This window comes from Bacillus sp. FSL W8-0102, from assembly GCF_038007225.1.
GTDB classification, from domain to species: domain Bacteria; phylum Bacillota; class Bacilli; order Bacillales; family DSM-4216; genus Bacillus_O; species Bacillus_O smithii.
In genome coordinates, this window is the sequence record NZ_JBBOWT010000001.1 from 1091623 (window position 1) to 1109507 (window position 17885).

General features: G+C 41.7%; 14 protein-coding genes. 10 read left to right on the forward strand and 4 right to left on the reverse strand.

All coding sequences use genetic code 11. The features are described from left to right. Positions 1–11 precede the first annotated feature (11 nt). Positions 12–857, forward strand: coding sequence for a prephenate dehydratase (gene pheA, locus N1I87_RS05305; protein ID WP_003355511.1), 846 nt, complete (start codon positions 12–14; stop codon positions 855–857). A gap of 121 nt (positions 858–978) precedes the next feature. Here pheA and N1I87_RS05310 read toward each other — a convergent pair whose 3' ends face one another. Further along, entirely contained in the window at positions 979–1518 is a 540-nt protein-coding gene (locus tag N1I87_RS05310) for a transcription repressor NadR (protein ID WP_327796918.1), read from the reverse strand. Between the two features lie 45 nt (positions 1519–1563). Further along, positions 1564–2727: an IscS subfamily cysteine desulfurase gene (locus N1I87_RS05315; protein WP_341100898.1), complete on the reverse strand. Its 1164-nt coding sequence runs from the start codon at positions 2725–2727 to the stop codon at positions 1564–1566. A 177-nt stretch (positions 2728–2904) separates the two neighbouring features. Here N1I87_RS05315 and nadB point away from each other — a divergent pair, with 177 nt between their 5' ends. The 7 genes from nadB (at position 2905) to N1I87_RS05350 (ending at position 10797) form a co-directional block, all read left to right on the forward strand. Continuing rightward, a complete protein-coding gene (nadB, locus tag N1I87_RS05320; protein ID WP_341100899.1) occupies positions 2905–4500 on the forward strand; it encodes an L-aspartate oxidase in 1596 nt (531 codons plus the stop codon). Further along, positions 4469–5314: a carboxylating nicotinate-nucleotide diphosphorylase gene (gene nadC / locus N1I87_RS05325; RefSeq protein WP_341100901.1), complete on the forward strand. Its 846-nt coding sequence runs from the start codon at positions 4469–4471 to the stop codon at positions 5312–5314. Before nadB ends, nadC begins: the two co-directional genes overlap by 32 nt. Positions 5315–5329: 15 nt before the next feature. After that, positions 5330–6433: a quinolinate synthase NadA gene (gene nadA, locus N1I87_RS05330; protein ID WP_341100903.1), complete on the forward strand. Its 1104-nt coding sequence runs from the start codon at positions 5330–5332 to the stop codon at positions 6431–6433. Between the two features lie 143 nt (positions 6434–6576). Next, the gene (gene safA / locus N1I87_RS05335; protein WP_341100904.1) at positions 6577–7863 is read left to right on the forward strand and encodes a SafA/ExsA family spore coat assembly protein; all 1287 of its coding nucleotides are present in this window, start codon (positions 6577–6579) and stop codon (positions 7861–7863) included. Next, on the forward strand, positions 7850–8812 hold the full coding sequence (locus N1I87_RS05340; RefSeq protein WP_341100905.1) for a hypothetical protein: 963 nt from the start codon (positions 7850–7852) through the stop codon (positions 8810–8812). The genes safA and N1I87_RS05340 overlap by 14 nt, the downstream gene beginning before the upstream one ends. Before the next feature lie 107 nt (positions 8813–8919). After that, entirely contained in the window at positions 8920–9651 is a 732-nt protein-coding gene (locus N1I87_RS05345; protein ID WP_003355502.1) for a YhcN/YlaJ family sporulation lipoprotein, read from the forward strand. A 417-nt stretch (positions 9652–10068) separates the two neighbouring features. Continuing rightward, entirely contained in the window at positions 10069–10797 is a 729-nt protein-coding gene (locus N1I87_RS05350; protein ID WP_048623754.1) for a YebC/PmpR family DNA-binding transcriptional regulator, read from the forward strand. Positions 10798–10944: 147 nt separating this feature from the next. Here the strand turns inward: N1I87_RS05350 and mprF are convergent, their stop codons facing one another. Continuing rightward, positions 10945–13509 carry a bifunctional lysylphosphatidylglycerol flippase/synthetase MprF gene (gene mprF, locus N1I87_RS05355; protein ID WP_341100907.1) on the reverse strand — a complete coding sequence of 855 codons (2565 nt, stop codon included), beginning with the start codon at positions 13507–13509 and terminating at the stop codon, positions 10945–10947. 277 nt (positions 13510–13786) lie between these two features. Here mprF and N1I87_RS05360 point away from each other — a divergent pair, with 277 nt between their 5' ends. Beyond that, the gene (locus N1I87_RS05360) at positions 13787–14359 is read left to right on the forward strand and encodes a BofC C-terminal domain-containing protein (RefSeq protein WP_341100908.1); all 573 of its coding nucleotides are present in this window, start codon (positions 13787–13789) and stop codon (positions 14357–14359) included. 389 nt (positions 14360–14748) lie between these two features. On the opposite strand, the gene N1I87_RS05365 is transcribed toward N1I87_RS05360, so the two are convergent. Next, complete coding sequence (locus tag N1I87_RS05365; protein WP_341100909.1) at positions 14749–15996, reverse strand: MGDG synthase family glycosyltransferase; 1248 nt, start codon at positions 15994–15996, stop codon at positions 14749–14751. Positions 15997–16420: 424 nt separating this feature from the next. On the opposite strand from N1I87_RS05365, the gene N1I87_RS05370 reads away from it, so the two are divergent. After that, on the forward strand, positions 16421–17809 hold the full coding sequence (locus N1I87_RS05370) for an MFS transporter (RefSeq protein ID WP_341100910.1): 1389 nt from the start codon (positions 16421–16423) through the stop codon (positions 17807–17809). Positions 17810–17885 lie beyond the last annotated feature (76 nt).

Below are 17885 nucleotides of genomic sequence, written 5' to 3' on the forward strand. Positions count from 1 at the left end.
AGAGAAATCAAATGAAGATATCTTATTTAGGACCTGCGGCGACATTTACAGATTTAGCCGTTTGTTCTGCTTTTCCAAAAGCGGAAAAAAAAGCATGCATGACCATTCCGGAGTGTATGGATGAGGTTATGGAAGGAAAAGCGGATTTGGCAGTAGTACCGCTGGAGAATACATTGGAAGGAACCGTGAATTTAACCATTGATTATTTAACCCAGGAAGTCGATTTAAAAATTATTGCAGAGTTGATTGCCCCCATTCGGCAGCATTTATTAATGCATCCTCAAAATGCAGAGCGTTGGAAGAACATCGAAAAAGTGATGTCTCATCCTCATGCCATTGCCCAATGCTATAAGTTTTTACATACATATTTTGAGAAAGTGCCATGTGAAGAAGCAGCATCGACTGCTGCCGCTGCACGTTACGTAAGTGAACATCCGGAAGAGCTCACCGCTGCGATTGGGAATTCATTATCCGCCGAAAAATACGGCTTAACCATCGTGAAGGAAAATATTCACGATTATGATTTCAACCATACCAAATTTATTGTGCTGTCCAAAGAAGAACAAAAGCTGGAATTACCTTATGAGTCTGGTGTGGAGAAGACGACGATTATGGTCACATTGCCATCGGATCAAGCGGGGGCGCTTCATCAAGTGTTATCAGCGCTTGCTTGGCGAAAAATCAACTTGAGCAAGATTGAATCCAGGCCGGTCAAGACCGGACTGGGAAACTATTTTTTCATTATCGATATTAATCAAAGGATGGACGACATTTTGCTTCCCAACGCCTTTGCTGAGATGGAAGCGCTGGGTTGTACAGTCAAAGTTCTTGGAAGCTATTTATCGTATCAAATTTAAATATGGAAAACGGGCATCCAGCCAAAAAGGCTTTTGATGCCCTTTTTTCATAAATGAAATGAAAAGAGCGATTAAGCCAGGAAATTCAATAAAACCTTTGCGGGTGCTCCGAGGCGTCAAACTATTCGTCTAAGAGAAATCCTGCTTTTTTCAGGGCTTTTTCCGCTGCGTCAAGAGTGCGGGAATCCTTGGCACTGACAGTATGGAGATGCACACCGTCGGTCAACTCCGACAAAAAGGCAGCGTTCGTTTCGCGAATTCTGGCCATAAACTGTTCGACCTCTTTGCGATTGGATACCATTATGGATGCTGTTAAATCACCGTATACAGGATGTTCGATTTTCACATCTTTTACGGTAAGACCATAGTCCACAAGCAAATTAAGCTCCGCTTCCGCTTCATCCGGAGTATGATAACAGGCGATCGTCCGCTCAAAAACGCCATCATTGCCTGACTGAGGTAAATACATATATCCTTGGCTTGTGGCAATAATCGGTTCATTTCTAGCTTTTAAAATAGTAATATCGTTAACAATCACTTGACGGCTAACGTTGGTTTTTTTCGCTAGTTCACTTCCAGTGATCGGATCAGACGATTGTTTCAAGTACTGCAAAATAAGCGTTCTTCGCTCTTCCCCTAAAATTTTTCTGCCGGAAGACAACAAAATCCCTCCAATTGCTTCAATATCTCTTTAGCCGATTTTCTACTACGATTGTATCATAGTTCGTTGAGCTAGCGAACCCGGAGAGAACCGGCGAGCGATTTCATAAAGTGTTTTTGCCAGCTCTATGATATCAAAATCAGGCGTTTGATCGCTGAAGGATATTCGGAAAAACTGTTTAGCAGAAGCATCAGGTTCTCTCATGGCGGTAATCGTTTTGGCTCCTTCTCCTTTTCCTTCTGAACACGCACTGCCGGTGGAAATGGCAAAGCCAAGCCGGTTGCATTCGAGCATGACAAGCTGTCCTTCTATTCCGTCCATGGTCATTCCGATAATGGATGGAAGCTGGACGCTTTGTTTCGCCTCATAAATGGTGTATGGGAAGTCTGGCAAGGCTGAACGAAAAAGTTTACGCTTTCTTGAGCATTCTTTCCAGTAAGATGGAGGATCTGTTTTGGCAGCAGCTAACGCGAAGGCGGCAATTCCGGGTACGTTGATCGTTCCGCCACGGAATCCGTCTTCTTGCGAAAGAAGCGGAAAGACCGGTTCATAGGAGCAGTCCGGGCGAATATAGACGGCTCCGACTCCTTTCGGTCCGCCGATTTTGTGAGAAGCAACGGAGAGACTGTCCACATAAGGAATGATTTCTCGTATATCGACTTTTCCAAAAGATTGGACGCAATCTGTGTGAAATAACACTTTTTTTCGATCGATAAGCCTGCTGATTTCCTGTATAGGTTGAAGTGTTCCGATTTCTTGATTCACGTGTTGGATGGAAATCAATATCGTGTCAGGACGAAGATTTTCAAGGACTTGTTCGGTCGATATTTGACCGTTTTTTTCCATTTTCAGTTTGGTTATTTGAAATCCCTCTTTTTCCAGAAAGTGAACGGCGGAAAGGACAGAAGCATGTTCACTTTCAGCCGTAATGATATGGTTTCCTCTGCCGATTTCCCGCGCTTTTCTGGCTAGTGATATGATGGCAAGCAAATTGCTTTCTGTTCCTCCTGAAGTAAAAAAAAGTCCTTTAGGTTCTACACCCATTTGTTCGGCAAGAATGGAGCGGCCGTTCTCCAATACGTCCCGGGCGCTGATCCCGATGTTATGATGGCTTTCGCTGTTTCCAAAATACATTTTGCTGATTTCCACATAGGCAGAAAGAGCTTCTTCGTCCATTGGAACAGTGGCCGCACAGTCAAAATATTTCATTTTTCCCACTCCTTTCGATTCTGTCAAACAAACGATCGATTTCAAAAAATGCTTGTCAATAGTTTAATTTTATGTAAATATATGTGTCAAGACATATGTAAAAAACAAATAAAAATCTCCGGGGGAGTATAGAGGAAAATGTTACAGGCGTGTAGAGACAAAAAGGAGAGATAAAGAATGGAGAAAGAAGCGGATGTAGTGATTATCGGGGGAGGGGTGGCGGCTCTTCAGCTTGCTCGCTATCTTCATCCGCAATTTCATGTAGTGATCATGACAAAAAGCAAAATCCGAAACAGCAACTCTTACAAGGCACAGGGAGGGATTGCTGCGGTTGTTTCCGAGACGGATCGATTGGATTTGCATGTTCAGGATACGTTAGTTGCCGGAAGGTACCACCAATCTACTAAAGTAGTGGATAGTCTCGTGCGCGAAGGTTCTGAAGTGGTGAAAGAGTTAATCAAAAGCGGTCTTCCTGTCGACCGGAATGAAACAGGAGAGGTGGCGTTAGGACTTGAAGGCGCCCATAGTCGCCGCCGGATTGTTCATTGCGGCGGGGATGCAACAGGTCGTTATTTAATTGAATTTTTATTGGATCGGTTGCCGACAAATGTTGAAATAGTGGAGAATGAACTGGTTTTTGAACTACTGCTTACAAACGATCGAAGCCGATGTATCGGGGTAGCGGCAAAATCAGTGGACGGCATTGTTCATCGCTATTTTGGCCGTCATATTGTGCTGGCAACTGGGGGAGCGGGTGCACTTTATCCGTATACATCCAATCATCCGGGAATGATTGGAGATGGAGTGGCGATGGCTTACCGAGCTGGAGCGGCAGTGGCTGATATGGAATTTGTTCAGTTCCACCCAACATTGTTATACGTAGATGGAGAAACAAAAGGTTTAATTTCAGAAGCGGTAAGAGGAGCCGGAGCTATTTTACTGGACAGTAAAGGAAGGCGGATCATGGAAGGAGTTCATCCGCAAAAAGATTTGGCTCCGAGACATATTGTCGCCTATGAGATTTACAAAAGAAGAGCAGAACAGCAGGACGTTTTTTTAGATATAAGCGGAATATCTCATTTTGAAGAAAAGTTCCCGAGCATTTCTCAATTATGCCGCGAGCAGGGTGTGGATCTTAAGGAAGGAAAAATCCCGGTAGTGCCCGGAAGCCACTTTTTAATGGGCGGAATCGTCATCGATTCCTTTGGACGAACTTCGGTCAATGGATTATATGCGATCGGGGAAACAGCATCCAGCGGGGTCCATGGAGCCAATAGGCTGGCTAGTAATTCTCTTTTAGAAGGGCTTGTGTTTGGGAAAAGAACAGCTGAGTTTATCAACCATGAATCTCACGTTTCGTTGATACGATCCGTTCTTTATGACTATCCGTTGAAAGCGAAAGAAGACGAAATGCCAAATCTCGATTCAGAACAGTTGAAATGGAACATGATCGAAAATGTAGGCGTCATCCGAGATGAAGCCGGACTTAACAGACAATTGAATTGGCTGCCGGTTCAGTTGTTGGAATCTTTGATGGAACAATCTTTGGAAAGGCTATCAATCGAACAAATTCAAACGATTTTTATGTTTATCAATAGTTTTATCATGACGAAGTCGGCATTGATTCGGAAAGAGAGTCGCGGTGCCCACATACGAAGCGATTTTCCAAATGAAGACCTTTTTTGGAAAGATCGGCGCATTATCCATGAACAAACGAAAATAACATGGAGGAGAGAGTCTTATGAATCGCATCAAACTGGAATCCATGCTTAAAGATTTTTTTATCGAAGATATTGGGGACGGGGATATAAGTGCAGAAGCCATTTTTACGGCTGATGATCGCGGCTCTTTTTACTTTTTGTCAAAGGCGGACGGCGTTTTTTGTGGCAGTGATGTCATTAAGACAGGTTTTCGTCTGATCGATCCCACTTCGGAGGTAACCGTATATCGGAAAGATGGCGATGTTGTGGAAAAAGGAGAACTCATAGCTGAAATCAAGGGTGCGATGCGCGGCCTTCTCCAAGGCGAAAGGGTGATCTTAAATTTGATTCAAAGGATGTCCGGGATTGCCACAGTAACGGCTAAGGCAGTTGAAATCGTTAAAGGGACGGGGGCGAATATTTGCGATACAAGAAAAACAACTCCCGGTCTAAGGATGCTTGAAAAATATGCCGTTCGAGTAGGCGGGGGCTATAACCATCGCAAAGGACTTTTTGATGCCATTATGTTAAAAGACAATCATATTGCATTTGCAGGGAGTATTTTGTCTGCAGTGAAAAGGGCAAAACAGTTTGCCGGGCACACGACGAAAGTAGAAGTGGAAATTGAAACGAAAGAGCAGCTGCTGGAAGCAGTAGAAGCCGAGGCCGATATTATTATGTTTGATAATTGCACTCCGGAACAAATACGCGATTGGATCGTTTATGTGCCGGACCATATTATTACAGAAGCTTCAGGAGGCATTACTTTGTCGAATTTGAAAGCGTATGCCAAAACGGGTGTACAATGGATTTCTCTTGGCTTTTTGACCCACTCTTACCAAGTGCTCGATATCAGCGCAAAGGTGCAGCCAAATTTTATATCTTAAAAGGGGGATTGGATGATGAATTTGTTGCAGGCGCTTCAACAAACAACGGTGATTCCGGAGCGTTATAACAAGATGACCATTCAAGAGATGGAAGAAAGAGTCCGAGAATTGAAAACTCGTTTAGGAGAACGATTGTTTATTCCCGGGCATCATTATCAAAGGGATGAAGTGATTCAATTTGCGGATGCCGTTGGAGATTCTTTTAAGCTTGCGAGGATTTCCGCTGATAATAAAAAGGCGGAATACATCGTCTTTTGCGGTGTTCATTTTATGGCGGAGACGGCTGATATTTTGACTGCGCCTGATCAAAAAGTGATATTGCCCGATAGGAAAGCCGGCTGTTCGATGGCGGATATGGCGGATATCCATCAAACGGAGAGGGCATGGAACAAGCTTGCGAATTGGTTTGGCAACACCGTTTTGCCATTAACATATGTGAATTCCACGGCGGAGATCAAAGCATTTGTTGGCAGAAACGGCGGAGCCACGGTCACTTCTTCCAATGCCCATAAAATATTGAAATGGGGATTCTCGCAAAAAGAAAGAATTCTGTTTCTCCCAGACCAGCATCTTGGACGAAATACCGCTTATGATTTAGGGGTCGATCTTCAACAAATGGCTCTTTGGGACCCGTTGAAAGAAGAATTGATCTACGATGGGGATGTGAATGAGATTAAAGTGATTTTATGGAAAGGGCATTGTTCTGTGCATGAAAATTTTACTATCCATAATGTCCGGGAAGTACGGAATAAATATCCGAACATCAATATTATCGTACATCCGGAATGTCGTCGGGAAGTCGTGGAGGCTTCGGATAGCAGCGGTTCCACGAACTACATTATCCAAACAATTGAAAAAGCGGCGCCGGGAACATCTTGGGCGATTGGAACAGAAATGAATCTCGTCAGTCGTCTGATCAAACAACATCCGGATAAACATATTATTTCCCTTAACCCGAATTTTTGCCCGTGTATGACGATGAACCGTATTGATCTTCCCCATCTGCTTTGGTCATTGGAGTCCATTTACAAAGGAGATTCCGTCAATTTCATCAAGGTGCCTGAACAAGTAGCGATCGAAGCCAAACTTGCGCTTGAACGAATGCTTGCACTTGCATGATTCAAAATGGCCGCCTATCATGTCTTTCCGAGCAGGAAAGGCATATTTTTTGGGGAAAAAACATAAATTTTTGTGTAAGTTCAATCGCATTTTGGGATCTGAGGCATACAATATATGGACTTACGCCTAAGGAGGGAAAAATGTTGAAGATCCATATAGTGCAAAAAGGTGATACGCTGTGGACGATCGCAAAAAAGTACGGCGTGTCTTTTGAAGAATTAAAAAAGATAAATTCTCAGCTCTCCAATCCGGAAATGATTATGCCTGGCATGAAAATTAAAATACCCGGAACAGGGGGAAACGTAAAAAAAGGGCCCAGCCATCATCATGGCCACCATGGACATCATGGAAAAGAAATAAAAAAATACGAACATCCATTTAAAGAATCGAAACCTCCTACTATTCCAACCGCAGAAACGCCCAGCCAAGTCACCAAAAAAGAAGTCCCGAAAGAAAAGCCCAAACATGTCGCCCCCATAATGCCGCAGCCAATCGTTCCGGATATAGAAATCAATCAGCATTTTGACGTGACAATGGAGCAAATGAACAAACAAATTAGTCAACAAACGCAAAAAGAAATTCATAAGGTGCCGCCCAATATATTTCCCGGACTGGAGGAGTCAGTGGAATTCACGGAAGAAAAGGAATCATCATCTCATCATCAAATCGCTCAATTTGAATATGGCGGGAACTTTCCATATGTAAGTCCATACTATACGAATTGTTATCCCGCTCCCGTCCCGGTTTATCCGTATCAACCGCAGTGGCCGCATCCCGTCCCGGTTGTTCAACCTGCCGCGAATCCGGTTTATCACCAGCCTTCCTATCCGTACGGACTTCCCGGAGCGGGGATGAATGAACCAATGGAAGAGTCCTCCTCAGCGCTGCTGCCTTTTACGGAAAATCAGGCTCCAGGAATGTATCCTCCGGGTGTTTACGGGAACCAGCCGAATTATGTTCCGATTTCCCCAGTGGCACCGGGAACTGGATATGATCCTTATTATGGTGCTTCTTATCCTGGAGCAGTTTATCCGCCGATGCCAAATCAGATGCCAAATCAACCTGTGCCAAATCAACCGATGCCAAATCAGATGCCAAACCAACCAATGCCAAATCAACCGATCTCCAATCAACCAATGCCTTATCAACAGGCAGGACCGACGGAGGGTAAATGGTCAAATGATTGCCATTGCCAAGATCAAAGCGGACAACAAATCCCGTCTTATCCTGGAGGGACTTTCATGCCGGTTCAGCCGGCGCCTTATCAGCCCCTGTATCCGCAGGCACCCAATATATACGGGATGTATAACCAGCCATATTCAACACCGCCAGCTCCTTACGGGGGACCGGGCTATCTGCCGGCGTCTGATCAAAATTCAGATTTTAGGACCTCTAGAACGGATGATGAGAGTCATGATGATGATCAATGATGTATGTAGTGGGGACGATTTTAGTCATCGTCTCCTTTTATCTGTTCAAAATGTGTTGAAAGAACCCGTGCTGGCCTATACGCCTATAAAAGAAGGAAAATGGAAAATTTTTTTGCCGTCAGGACCATGGTTTCTGAAGGAATTTTCTTCAGAAACAAAATGGAAACAACAACAAGCACTTATTCGTTCGCTTCATAGCGTTCATTTTTTCAAAACAGCAGAGCCTCATCCTATGCAGACGGAAGAAGTCATCTCCTTTCAAAAACGATTTTATGGCGTTTTCCGATGGATCGAATCATCCATTCCCCCTTTTTCCTATAAAAGAGAAGAAGAAAGAATTCAAGCTCTTTCTGTTTTAAATGAATTCCACGCTTGCACAGAGACATTTTATTCCTCTTTTTTGTCTGTTATTTCGCATTTTGATCAAACAAAAAAATGGAAAGAGAGGCATCATGAATTTGAGGCCAATAGAAAGAGACTGGAATGGTATTTATCTTTGAACGCGATCAAAAAGTATTTATGGATGGGGGAACGAGCGATAGAGGCAATATCGAAATTCACGATACAAGATGAAATGGCGATCATTCACGGCGACGTCGCCCATCATAATTTTATCAAAGATCGCTCTAATCGCTTGTTTATTACGGATTTCGACCTGATTGCCATTGCTCCGAAAACATATGATTACATTCAGTTTGCCATGAGAGTTTTGCCCATTCTTCATTGGGATGAATCCCTTCTTTGGAAACACCCCTTTTTGGACAAATATCAAGATGATCCATTTTTTCTTGCTCATTTGCTGTTTCCAAGCGATATCTTTAGAGAATGGAACCGTTTTTTCAAACGCCCTCGAAACGGTCATTTACCGTATTTATATCAAATAACCGTCAAGGAAATGGACGAACGAACGGCCTTTTTTAACAAAATATTCGCTAAAATGTTCAAATGACGTATCGTTTTTCGAATCCATTCCCTTTACCGTATAGTTTTTTTAAAGCCCCGCACACTATAAAATGAGCTGATTGTCCAGCTCACTATGTGGCAAAAGAGGGGATAATGGTGAAAAAAATTTACCAATCTCTCGTTTCGGGAGTGATGGTTTTGAGTCTTGCCGCTTGTTCAGGAGGAGAAGACGCTTATGGAGGCGACCGGCCCAATTATCATCCAAAGGGTGTTTTTTCCAACGAAGGGCATGGCGGCGATACGAATGACCGGCATGATGGCCCGATGACAGAACTGTATGACCACTCTGTCGGCAGAGAAGGTCAGGCCATTCGTGAACATAAAAGAAGATATTTGCAAGTGCGTGATGAAAACGGAAATCCTCCCAACCCGACCGTTCCGCTTGCGAAAGATGATAAAAACTTTTGGGCCAGAGATAATCAATTCAGTCGTAAAGATGCAAACTATCATGGACATTTGCAAACTCAATTGCCTCAGACCAAAAATTCATATTATCAAGCCTATGAAGGGAAACTGGCAGAGAGACTGGCGGCTGAAGCGGCAAAAGTCAATCATGTTCAAGATGCAAGAGCCGTCGTTTATAACAAAGATGTGATCATTGCGGTCATAACCGAAAACGGATCGGATAAAGAAAAAGTCAAATCAAGCGTCAAAAAAGCAGTCCAACCGTATGTAAACGGGCGCCGATGCACTGTTGTTACGGGTATAGGCAATTTCGGCCGCGTTCGCAATATTGATAATGAACTAAGAGATGGCGGACCAAAAGATCAAATAGAGCTTGATTTAAAAGAAATGGTGCGAACTTTACGCCATCAGGAAAGATAAAGAAAAAGGGGATGTCCCGAAAGTCAGTAAAATGACACAGGGGCACCCCTTTTTTGAGTAAAGCTTTCTATTGCGAAATTCACTCGCTTTCAATGTGCCTTCCCTCTCTCGGGCATCGCCAAGTTCGCTTTTTCCACTGATTCTCGCCCACCGCGGTCATCTACAATTTCACTTAGTTAATGCCAAAACAGCGCGTTTTCTATTCTTCCGTAGAAAGCAAAAAGGAGACCGGCACATCCATTATCATTCGGCGTTGGAAGGAATAAAAAGCAAAAGCGAAGAAGAGGAAGAGCCTTTGGTCTGTCGAGGCTGCGCTCGTGTTCGCCTGAACGGTCCGTAATCCCCAGGAACTTACCAAAAGGAAATAAAATGTGCTATATTATTGTCGGAAAAACAGATTTGAGAGGGGTATTTAGGATGGCAGGTCATTCTAAATGGAAAAATATCCAACGGAGAAAAAATGCGCAGGATGCGAAAAAAGGGAAAGTGTTTCAAAAGCTGGCGAAAGAAATCTACGTAGCCGCTAAAAGAGGGCTTCCTGATCCTGACGCTAACCCTGCTTTACGGCTTGTCGTTGAAAAGGCGAAAGCGGCAAACATGCCAAATGACAATATAAAACGAGCCATTGAAAAAGCTCGCGGCAATCAAAATGGAGAAAATTACGAGGAAATTGTGTATGAAGGATATGGCCCCGGCGGTGTTGCCATCATGGTCACTTGCTTGACTGACAACAAAAACCGCACGGCATCAAATGTGCGGATGGCTTTTTCGAAAAATGGAGGAAATCTTGGGGAAACAGGCTGTGTTTCCTATTTGTTTGACCGCAAAGGCTATTTGGTCATTGAAAGAGAAGATTTGAATCTCGACGAAGATGATATGCTTCTGCAAGCTATTGAAGCCGGAGCGGAAGAAATGGAAACGAGCGAGGAAGCTTTTGAAATTTATACGGATCCGGAGAACTTTATGGAAGTGAAAGAAAACTTGGAAAAAGCGGGATTTACTTTTGCAACCGCTGAAATCACGATGGTTCCGCAAACTTATACGGTGCTTGATGATGAGCAATCAGCCAAAATGGAAAAATTGCTAGACATGCTCGAAGACAACGATGATGTGCAAGAAATTTATCATAACTATCAAGAAGCTTAATAAGTTTCATCCATCATCCATTTGGAGCAAGGCCTCGTTTTTCGATTTTATATAAAAGCTTTTTACGTGAGCGTTCATGATAAAAAAAGGACATGTTGGCAATCTGCGATAAACGCGTAGAATGCCGGCATGTCCTTTTTTGCTGTATCATTTAGAAGATGATGGTTTCGGTTTCCCGCGATTGATGAGTCTTGCGACATCGATCATCGAGAAAGGCAAGAAGCGGTATTTTCGGTAAGCCATATATCTTGGCTCCCAGTTTGGATCATATTTTTCTTTGAATTTTCGCAGTCCGGCGAAATGGTAAATATATTGAATATGATGAAACATATGGGAAGCAATCCGTTCCGGCCAAAAAGCAGTTTCGGTTTGGCCGACATTGGAAAGCGGCGTCATACCTAAGTTGAATGTGGTATAGCCGTGTTCTTGTGCCCATTCAATCATGGCAATCAATAGACCGTCCATAATGCCGGGAGGAGCATCGGGTACATATCGCATTAAGTCGATGGAAATAATTCCTTCCTGGTAAGTCGGCATTAAGCTGGCAAAGGCCATGATCTTTCCTTCTTCCGTTTCCAATACCGCGACGGGGGCAAGCGAGAGATAGTCTCGATCAAAATAACCTAAAGAAAATCCTTTTTCTTTTTTCTTACCGAGCCATTGATTAGAGACTTCTTCAAGATTATGGAAAAATTCGTCTGTAAATGGTGGTTCCACCATCCGAAAGCGTATATTTTCTCTTTTTAATCGGTTTTTGGTGGATCGAAGTCCTGCCTTTCGCTTTCCTCTCAAGGAAAATGAAGTTAAATCGACGATCGCTTCCTCTCCCAGTTTAAAGAAAGAGTTGCCAAAGTCATGGTACATCGGCATGTATTTAGATTGGACTTGATAAAAAATGATATGATAACCGAAACGATCCGCTTTTTTATAAAGATCATTCAACAATGAATAAAACGAGTCTTCGTTTCCCACCGGATCGCCAAGCACCACCACTTTATCGCGAATGATCGAAAATTGAATAAAGGCATTTCCATCTTTGGACAAGAAAAAGGATTTGTCCCCCAAAAACGCCAAATGGCTTAAATAATTTCCCCCATAATGATGAAGCAATTCCAAAAGCTTCTCATCGGAAACTTCCATTTCGAATTTTTCGTTGTGCTTGGATTCAAAAGTGTAATAAAAAATGATATTCAGAATAAGGAAGATAGCGGTGCTCATTCCAAATGTCAATTCGACATCATTTTTTTGTATGGTCATTCCTAGTTCATATGCATAATCAGGAAGACTGTTTAACGTAATAAAGTAGATCCAATAAAACAACATAAACAAGCCGACAAGAACCAGTTTCCGGACCCCCGTTACAGGACGGCGGATGCGGTCGAACTTTTTCTTCGAGTAGCCAAAAAGCAAGATCATGCCAATCAGCCAAATAACCTCTAAAACGGTTCCCGCTGTTAAGAGAACAAAAAGAAGCGCCAAAACAAAGCTGTTGAAAACAAAGTGGCGAGCTCTCTTCGTCCCTAAATAAACCCCTTTGACACTTAATATCAAAGTGATGGAAAGAGCGACCAGAAAGGCGTCAAACAATAATTTGATATAACGAGTATAATCTTTGCCGGCGATCGAATGATCAAAATGATAAGGCTCAATTCCATATAAAAATAAGTAGACTCCGCTCAAAAACACCAAAATGGAAAAAGACAAATACGGAATTTTTTGCACCCAGCTTTTTTGCAAGGACAAGACGACGCTCGACGTATCGATCGCCGGTCCAAGAATCGGTTTCATTTCCGGCTTTTTCAATACGTTGCCGCTGAATTCGTAAATGGTAAAGATAAGCCCTAGAAGAAAAGGCAAAAAGTAATAAACAGTACGATACAATAATAGAGCGGATACAATCGTTTCTTCTTGATAGCCCAATTCTTGAAAACCGATTAAATAAATAACATCAAAAGCGCCTAAGCCTCCGGGAATCATACTGATTAATCCGGCAGCAGCTGAAGTGAAGAAAATGCCGCAAGCTGTTCCAAACGGTACATGGATCCCCAGAACCCGCAACGAAAAAAAGGCGACGATGGCCGCTGACAGCCATTCGATAATAGAAGCGACCATATATTGTACCGATAAAGTGAAAGAAGTAGCGTCTTTCCCTTTGATGCGAGACAGAAGAAAAAAGGCGGGCAAATAGAGCGCGATGACGGCTAATACGATGTCGAGCCACTTTTTGCTGGCAAGCAAAGGTTTGGCATGAAAAAAGTTCAAGAGCACGAATAGACAATAAAACGACAAGCCGGCAAGGGTGCCCGTCGCCATCCAAGCAATTCCCCGCAACAGCTTAGATTCTTCTTTCGTATGCTGCTTATACAACATCATTCTTAATCCCGCGCCGATGATGCCGCCAAAGCCCAAAATTCCGTTAAGCGTATTGGAGATCCAAGAGATGCGGAATATTTTTCCCGTACGAATATTCAAGTTCAAAAAACGAAGAAGAAAGAAATCATAAAGAAACATCGTACTGACCGCGAGCAAGCCTAATAATACAACTACCGTCACTTGGTAGGATGAAAGACTTTTTAATATGCGGATGGAATCGCTAATGGAGATATTGGAAAGTTCTCTTTTTCCTTGAAAAAAGACAAATACAATGATGGCTAATGAAAAGAAAAATTTTGCTGAACTGCGTAGCCTTTTGAATGTAAGGAATTGTTGCAATATGATCTTCTCCTTTGCTCCGCATAGTCCGTCCGTCAGTTCGTTTCGCTGCTTCAGCGACGACGGACGCTTTTTCCTTCCTTCATTCTATAATAAGTAAGCCAAAGATAGAATTTTTTTCTTCCGCTGTCAAGAGGCCGTATCCTTGGCAAAATGAGAGAAAACAAGGGATAGTCGTCCGTTGAAAGGACTATATTTGCTCTTTCGATTATGATTATATTTCTCCTTTTTGGAACAAACTATCAACAAGAGTTCATTACATTTAGGTGGTGTTTACATGACGCTGTTTACAAGAATCAGTTTTATGCTGTTATTGGTGGCAGGAGCGTTTTTCCTTACGATTTTCCACGATGAAGCCAAAACGGATACGAGCAAAAAATCGGCCGAGAGTGAAGAAAAGCCAATAAGTACTGCCGGTGTCGTGTCGCCCAATGTTTCTGAAAAAACGATGACCGTGATTTTAGACAGAATTTATTTGGATGGAGAGGTCAGCGAAGAAATCCGGACAGAGCCGTTCATTTCCATTGGAGATATACTTGAACGTTATAAAAACTGGAAATTGGTAGAAATGGATGATACAGAAGCTGTGTTCCAAAAAAAAATAAACGATATATCTCCTTTATTAAAAGCTAATGGATATTTTGGCATTACGGACAAAGGGGTTTTATCCATTTTCAAGGGAAAACCGGAAGAAAAAAACGCCCAAATCATTCAATCTTTTTTTCAAATTGATGTCCATAAACTTGAAAGCGGCGTTCAAAAAGAATTACGACACGGAATTCCCATTAAGACAAAAGAAAAATATACGAAAGTGATTGAAACGTTTAAGCCGTACTCCATCGAAAAATAAAAGCAAGATGATTTTGATAGCCTCCTTTGTTCATTTTAATCCAAGCTTTTGGATACAGTATTCAATCACAGTCGTTTTCAAGAAAATAAACGACCTTTCCTCGACTCAACCCGAGAAAAGGCCTTTTTATTTTTACTTATAAAGAGCTCGCGGAAAAAAAGCCGTGAAAAGGAGAGTGCTGAAAATATTGTTATCTTGCTGTCAAAGGGGATTTGACTATTCAGATTCAAATGACTTTCTGAAAAAGATTAGAAACGAACCCGACATAAATAGGATTCGTTTCTCGTAGTGATTTGTTTGTCAAATATATTGGTAGGCGGGTGACAAAGGTCCCCTAAAAAGATCGTTCTGTCAACTAGCCATCCGTTAAACCGACGGCATGTTGAAGTTTATTTGAAAGAAAGACCGGCTGCAACTTCCATTTGCTGATCTTTCACTTCTAAAACAAATTGTAAAATATCTTCTGCTGCATGCGGATTGATGAATTTTCTTTGACTATCGATAATATGATTGAGTTTTTCTCCATCATTTTTAAGCAATTCGGTCATTGTCTGTTTGATATCGTCCGTCTTATTGCACACTACTCCCAAATTTGATTTTTCAGCAAAGTAGGGGTTGTCCTCTTCTTGGCCGGGCAACGCACCGGTTATAATCATCGGTGTATTGGAAGCAATGGCTTCAAACATGACGTTCGGACTCCCTCTTGTAAAGACGATATCAGAGGCAAACATCAGTTCATGGATATTTTTCGTGAAACCGTAAATCTCTACTTTATCTCCATATTGTGGAAAAAGGGATTGCTCTAACTTTGCTTTCAGCTTCGCATTTCTCCCTGCCACAATTTTGACGGTGCAATCAAAATGATCAAGCAAAATTTCCGCAATCTTCTTCATATTGCCTACACCTTCGCCGCCGCTCATAATCAAGCATTTTAAAGGTGCGCCTTTTTGATAACGGACTTTTTTATTGGTGTTGTTTCTAAAAAACCTGGAACGAACCGGAAATCCTAAAATTTTTATATTCTCCGCTGGAATGCCGTATTCCATACACTTATCCGCCGCTTCCACGGTCGGGCTGATGATATAATCAGCTCGAATATCTGCCCATAACGGGCTAATGTTGACAAGATCAGCTATCAGTGTAATGAATGGGATTTTAATATTTTGTTTCTCTAAAATATTTAAAATCGAGCCGTTAAAATTAGGGTGCACCGACAAAATCAAATCGGGTTTTACTTCGTCCAGCAAATGCAGAAAGTTATTTTTGATTAATCCTTCTATAAAATAGTTGATTAACGTTGGGTTATCAGCTGATATGTTATATACCATCTTCCATAAATTTTCGGCTTTTCTCGTGATCGGTCCATATAGTTTGCCGATCGACAGCAGAGTTTGTCCGCCAAGCGAAAAGCCATCCACAACGTGTATGTTGATGTCATGGTCCCTTCCAATTTTTTCGCATAAAGATTCTGTAATGCTTTTATGCCCATGACCTGTATGATCAGAGGAAATGATCAGCACTTTTACGCCCATTTTACCAAGCCTTTCTTCACATTGTATAATATAATCATACCAATAAATGATAGGGAGAATACTAAAATTTTCTTCCATTTTGATCAAGCAAAAAAAAGAAAACACTTTTGAATTCCTGAAAGTAGTATTTGTACTACTCAAAGATAAAACGGAGTTCTTTCTGTGTTTTCACTAAAAAAGACTTCCAAAATAGAAATATGTTCTTGCTCCAAATAGTATGTAAAGAAAAAATAGACGGCTGTCTTGCATTCATCCCTGTTTAACCAATAAAAAAGCAGGATGAACCTTAGTCATGATCTTTTGTTTGAAATGATCTGTAGATATAATATCATATTGATGAAATGTCAAAGAAGTTTTTTTGCAAACTGCACTTCCATTGGCTGGACGAATCTGAAAGGAAATGCATGTTGACAATAGCTGTCGCATCTTGCTGCATAAGAAATCTTATATTAAAGGAATCCAATTCGTGTTGACAATCTAAAAGCAAACCATATCATCAAAATTTTAGACAAAGGAGTTTTCATTATATTTGAAACGTACGAAATGGAAAATCATCTATACGATCTTTGTTTTTATTGCCCTTGCGGCATTTGACAATATCATCATTGGATTATTTCCTCCGCTGTTTCGCTATATAGCAAAAGATTTACATGTGGAAGTTGCGAAATTAGGAGTTGTTTCAGCTGTTAACATTTTAGTTACAGCGGTTTCCTCCGTTTATTGGGGGTATCTTTCCGGAAAATATAAACGTAAGAGACTGATTATGATTGGGACCTTTATTTGGGTCATATCTGTATTTTTAACGGCCTTTAGCCAAAGTTACGGGCAGCTTTTACTGTTTCAAATCATAACAGGAATCGGTTTAGGCTGTATTGCTTCTATTGGTTTCAGTGTTTTAACGGATTATATCCCCTATCAAAAGCGGGGGATGGTGTTAAGCCTTTGGGGCATGGCACAAGGCTTAGGAGGTATTTTAGGGTCTCTGATGGCTTCTTTAACGGCCATTAATACGAGTTGGAGATGGCCTTTTGAAATCGTTGGGTTGATCGGTTTTTTTCTCATTATTCTTTACGTTTTTGTAGAAGAACCATCCAGAGGCCAGTCAGATCCTGAGTTGAAAGATTTGATGAGAAATGGACAATCTTACAACTACATAATAGAGGCCAAGCATATTCCCGCTATTCTTTTAAAAGGCAGCAACGTGTTTTTGTTTTTGCAGGCATTTTTTATGAATATTGCAACGGGTAGCCTCATTTGGATTCCAACTTTATATATTTATAAAATTCAGCAGCAAGGGTACAGTTTGGAAACAGCCATGATTGCATCAGGTTATCTTTATGCGATTTTTCAAATCGGCGGGATGACTTCCGCTTATTTCGGCCATCTTGGTGATCAGTTGCAAAAGAAAACGTTTAAAGGAAGAGCTTTATTAACGGCTATTTTCGTATTTTTGACGATGCCTCTTTATATACTCATGTTTTTCATTCCGTTGGATCATCTGTCATTGCCAAATGATCATAATGCTTTATCGGTTTTAGTCAGTTTAATCACACAAATATTCACAAATCCATGGATTGCTTTATTGTTTGTTTTATCGCTTTTGGCATCCGCAGCTCAATCTGCCAACACACCTAATTGGCTGGCGCTGATAACAGATGTGAATCTTCCTGAGCATAGGGGGACCGCATTTAGTGTCGCTAATCTTTTCAATAGTTTAGGCAGAACTGTCGGAAACGTAGGAGTTGGAATTGTGCTTGGCATCGTTTCCGCTTCTTATCATGAACCATATAGCTATATGATCACGTTATCACTGCTGCAGCTGTTCCTTGTTCCATCTGCATTCAGTTATATTTTAATGGCCAATCAAAATGTATCTGACATCAAACGAGTGAAAAAAATCTTGAAAGAAAGATCGTAGCGGCTGCATTGTCTAAAGTCGGCAAATGATGCGGAAAGATAAGGGTTCCGTATGGCGAAAGCAGGATCGCCGCTTT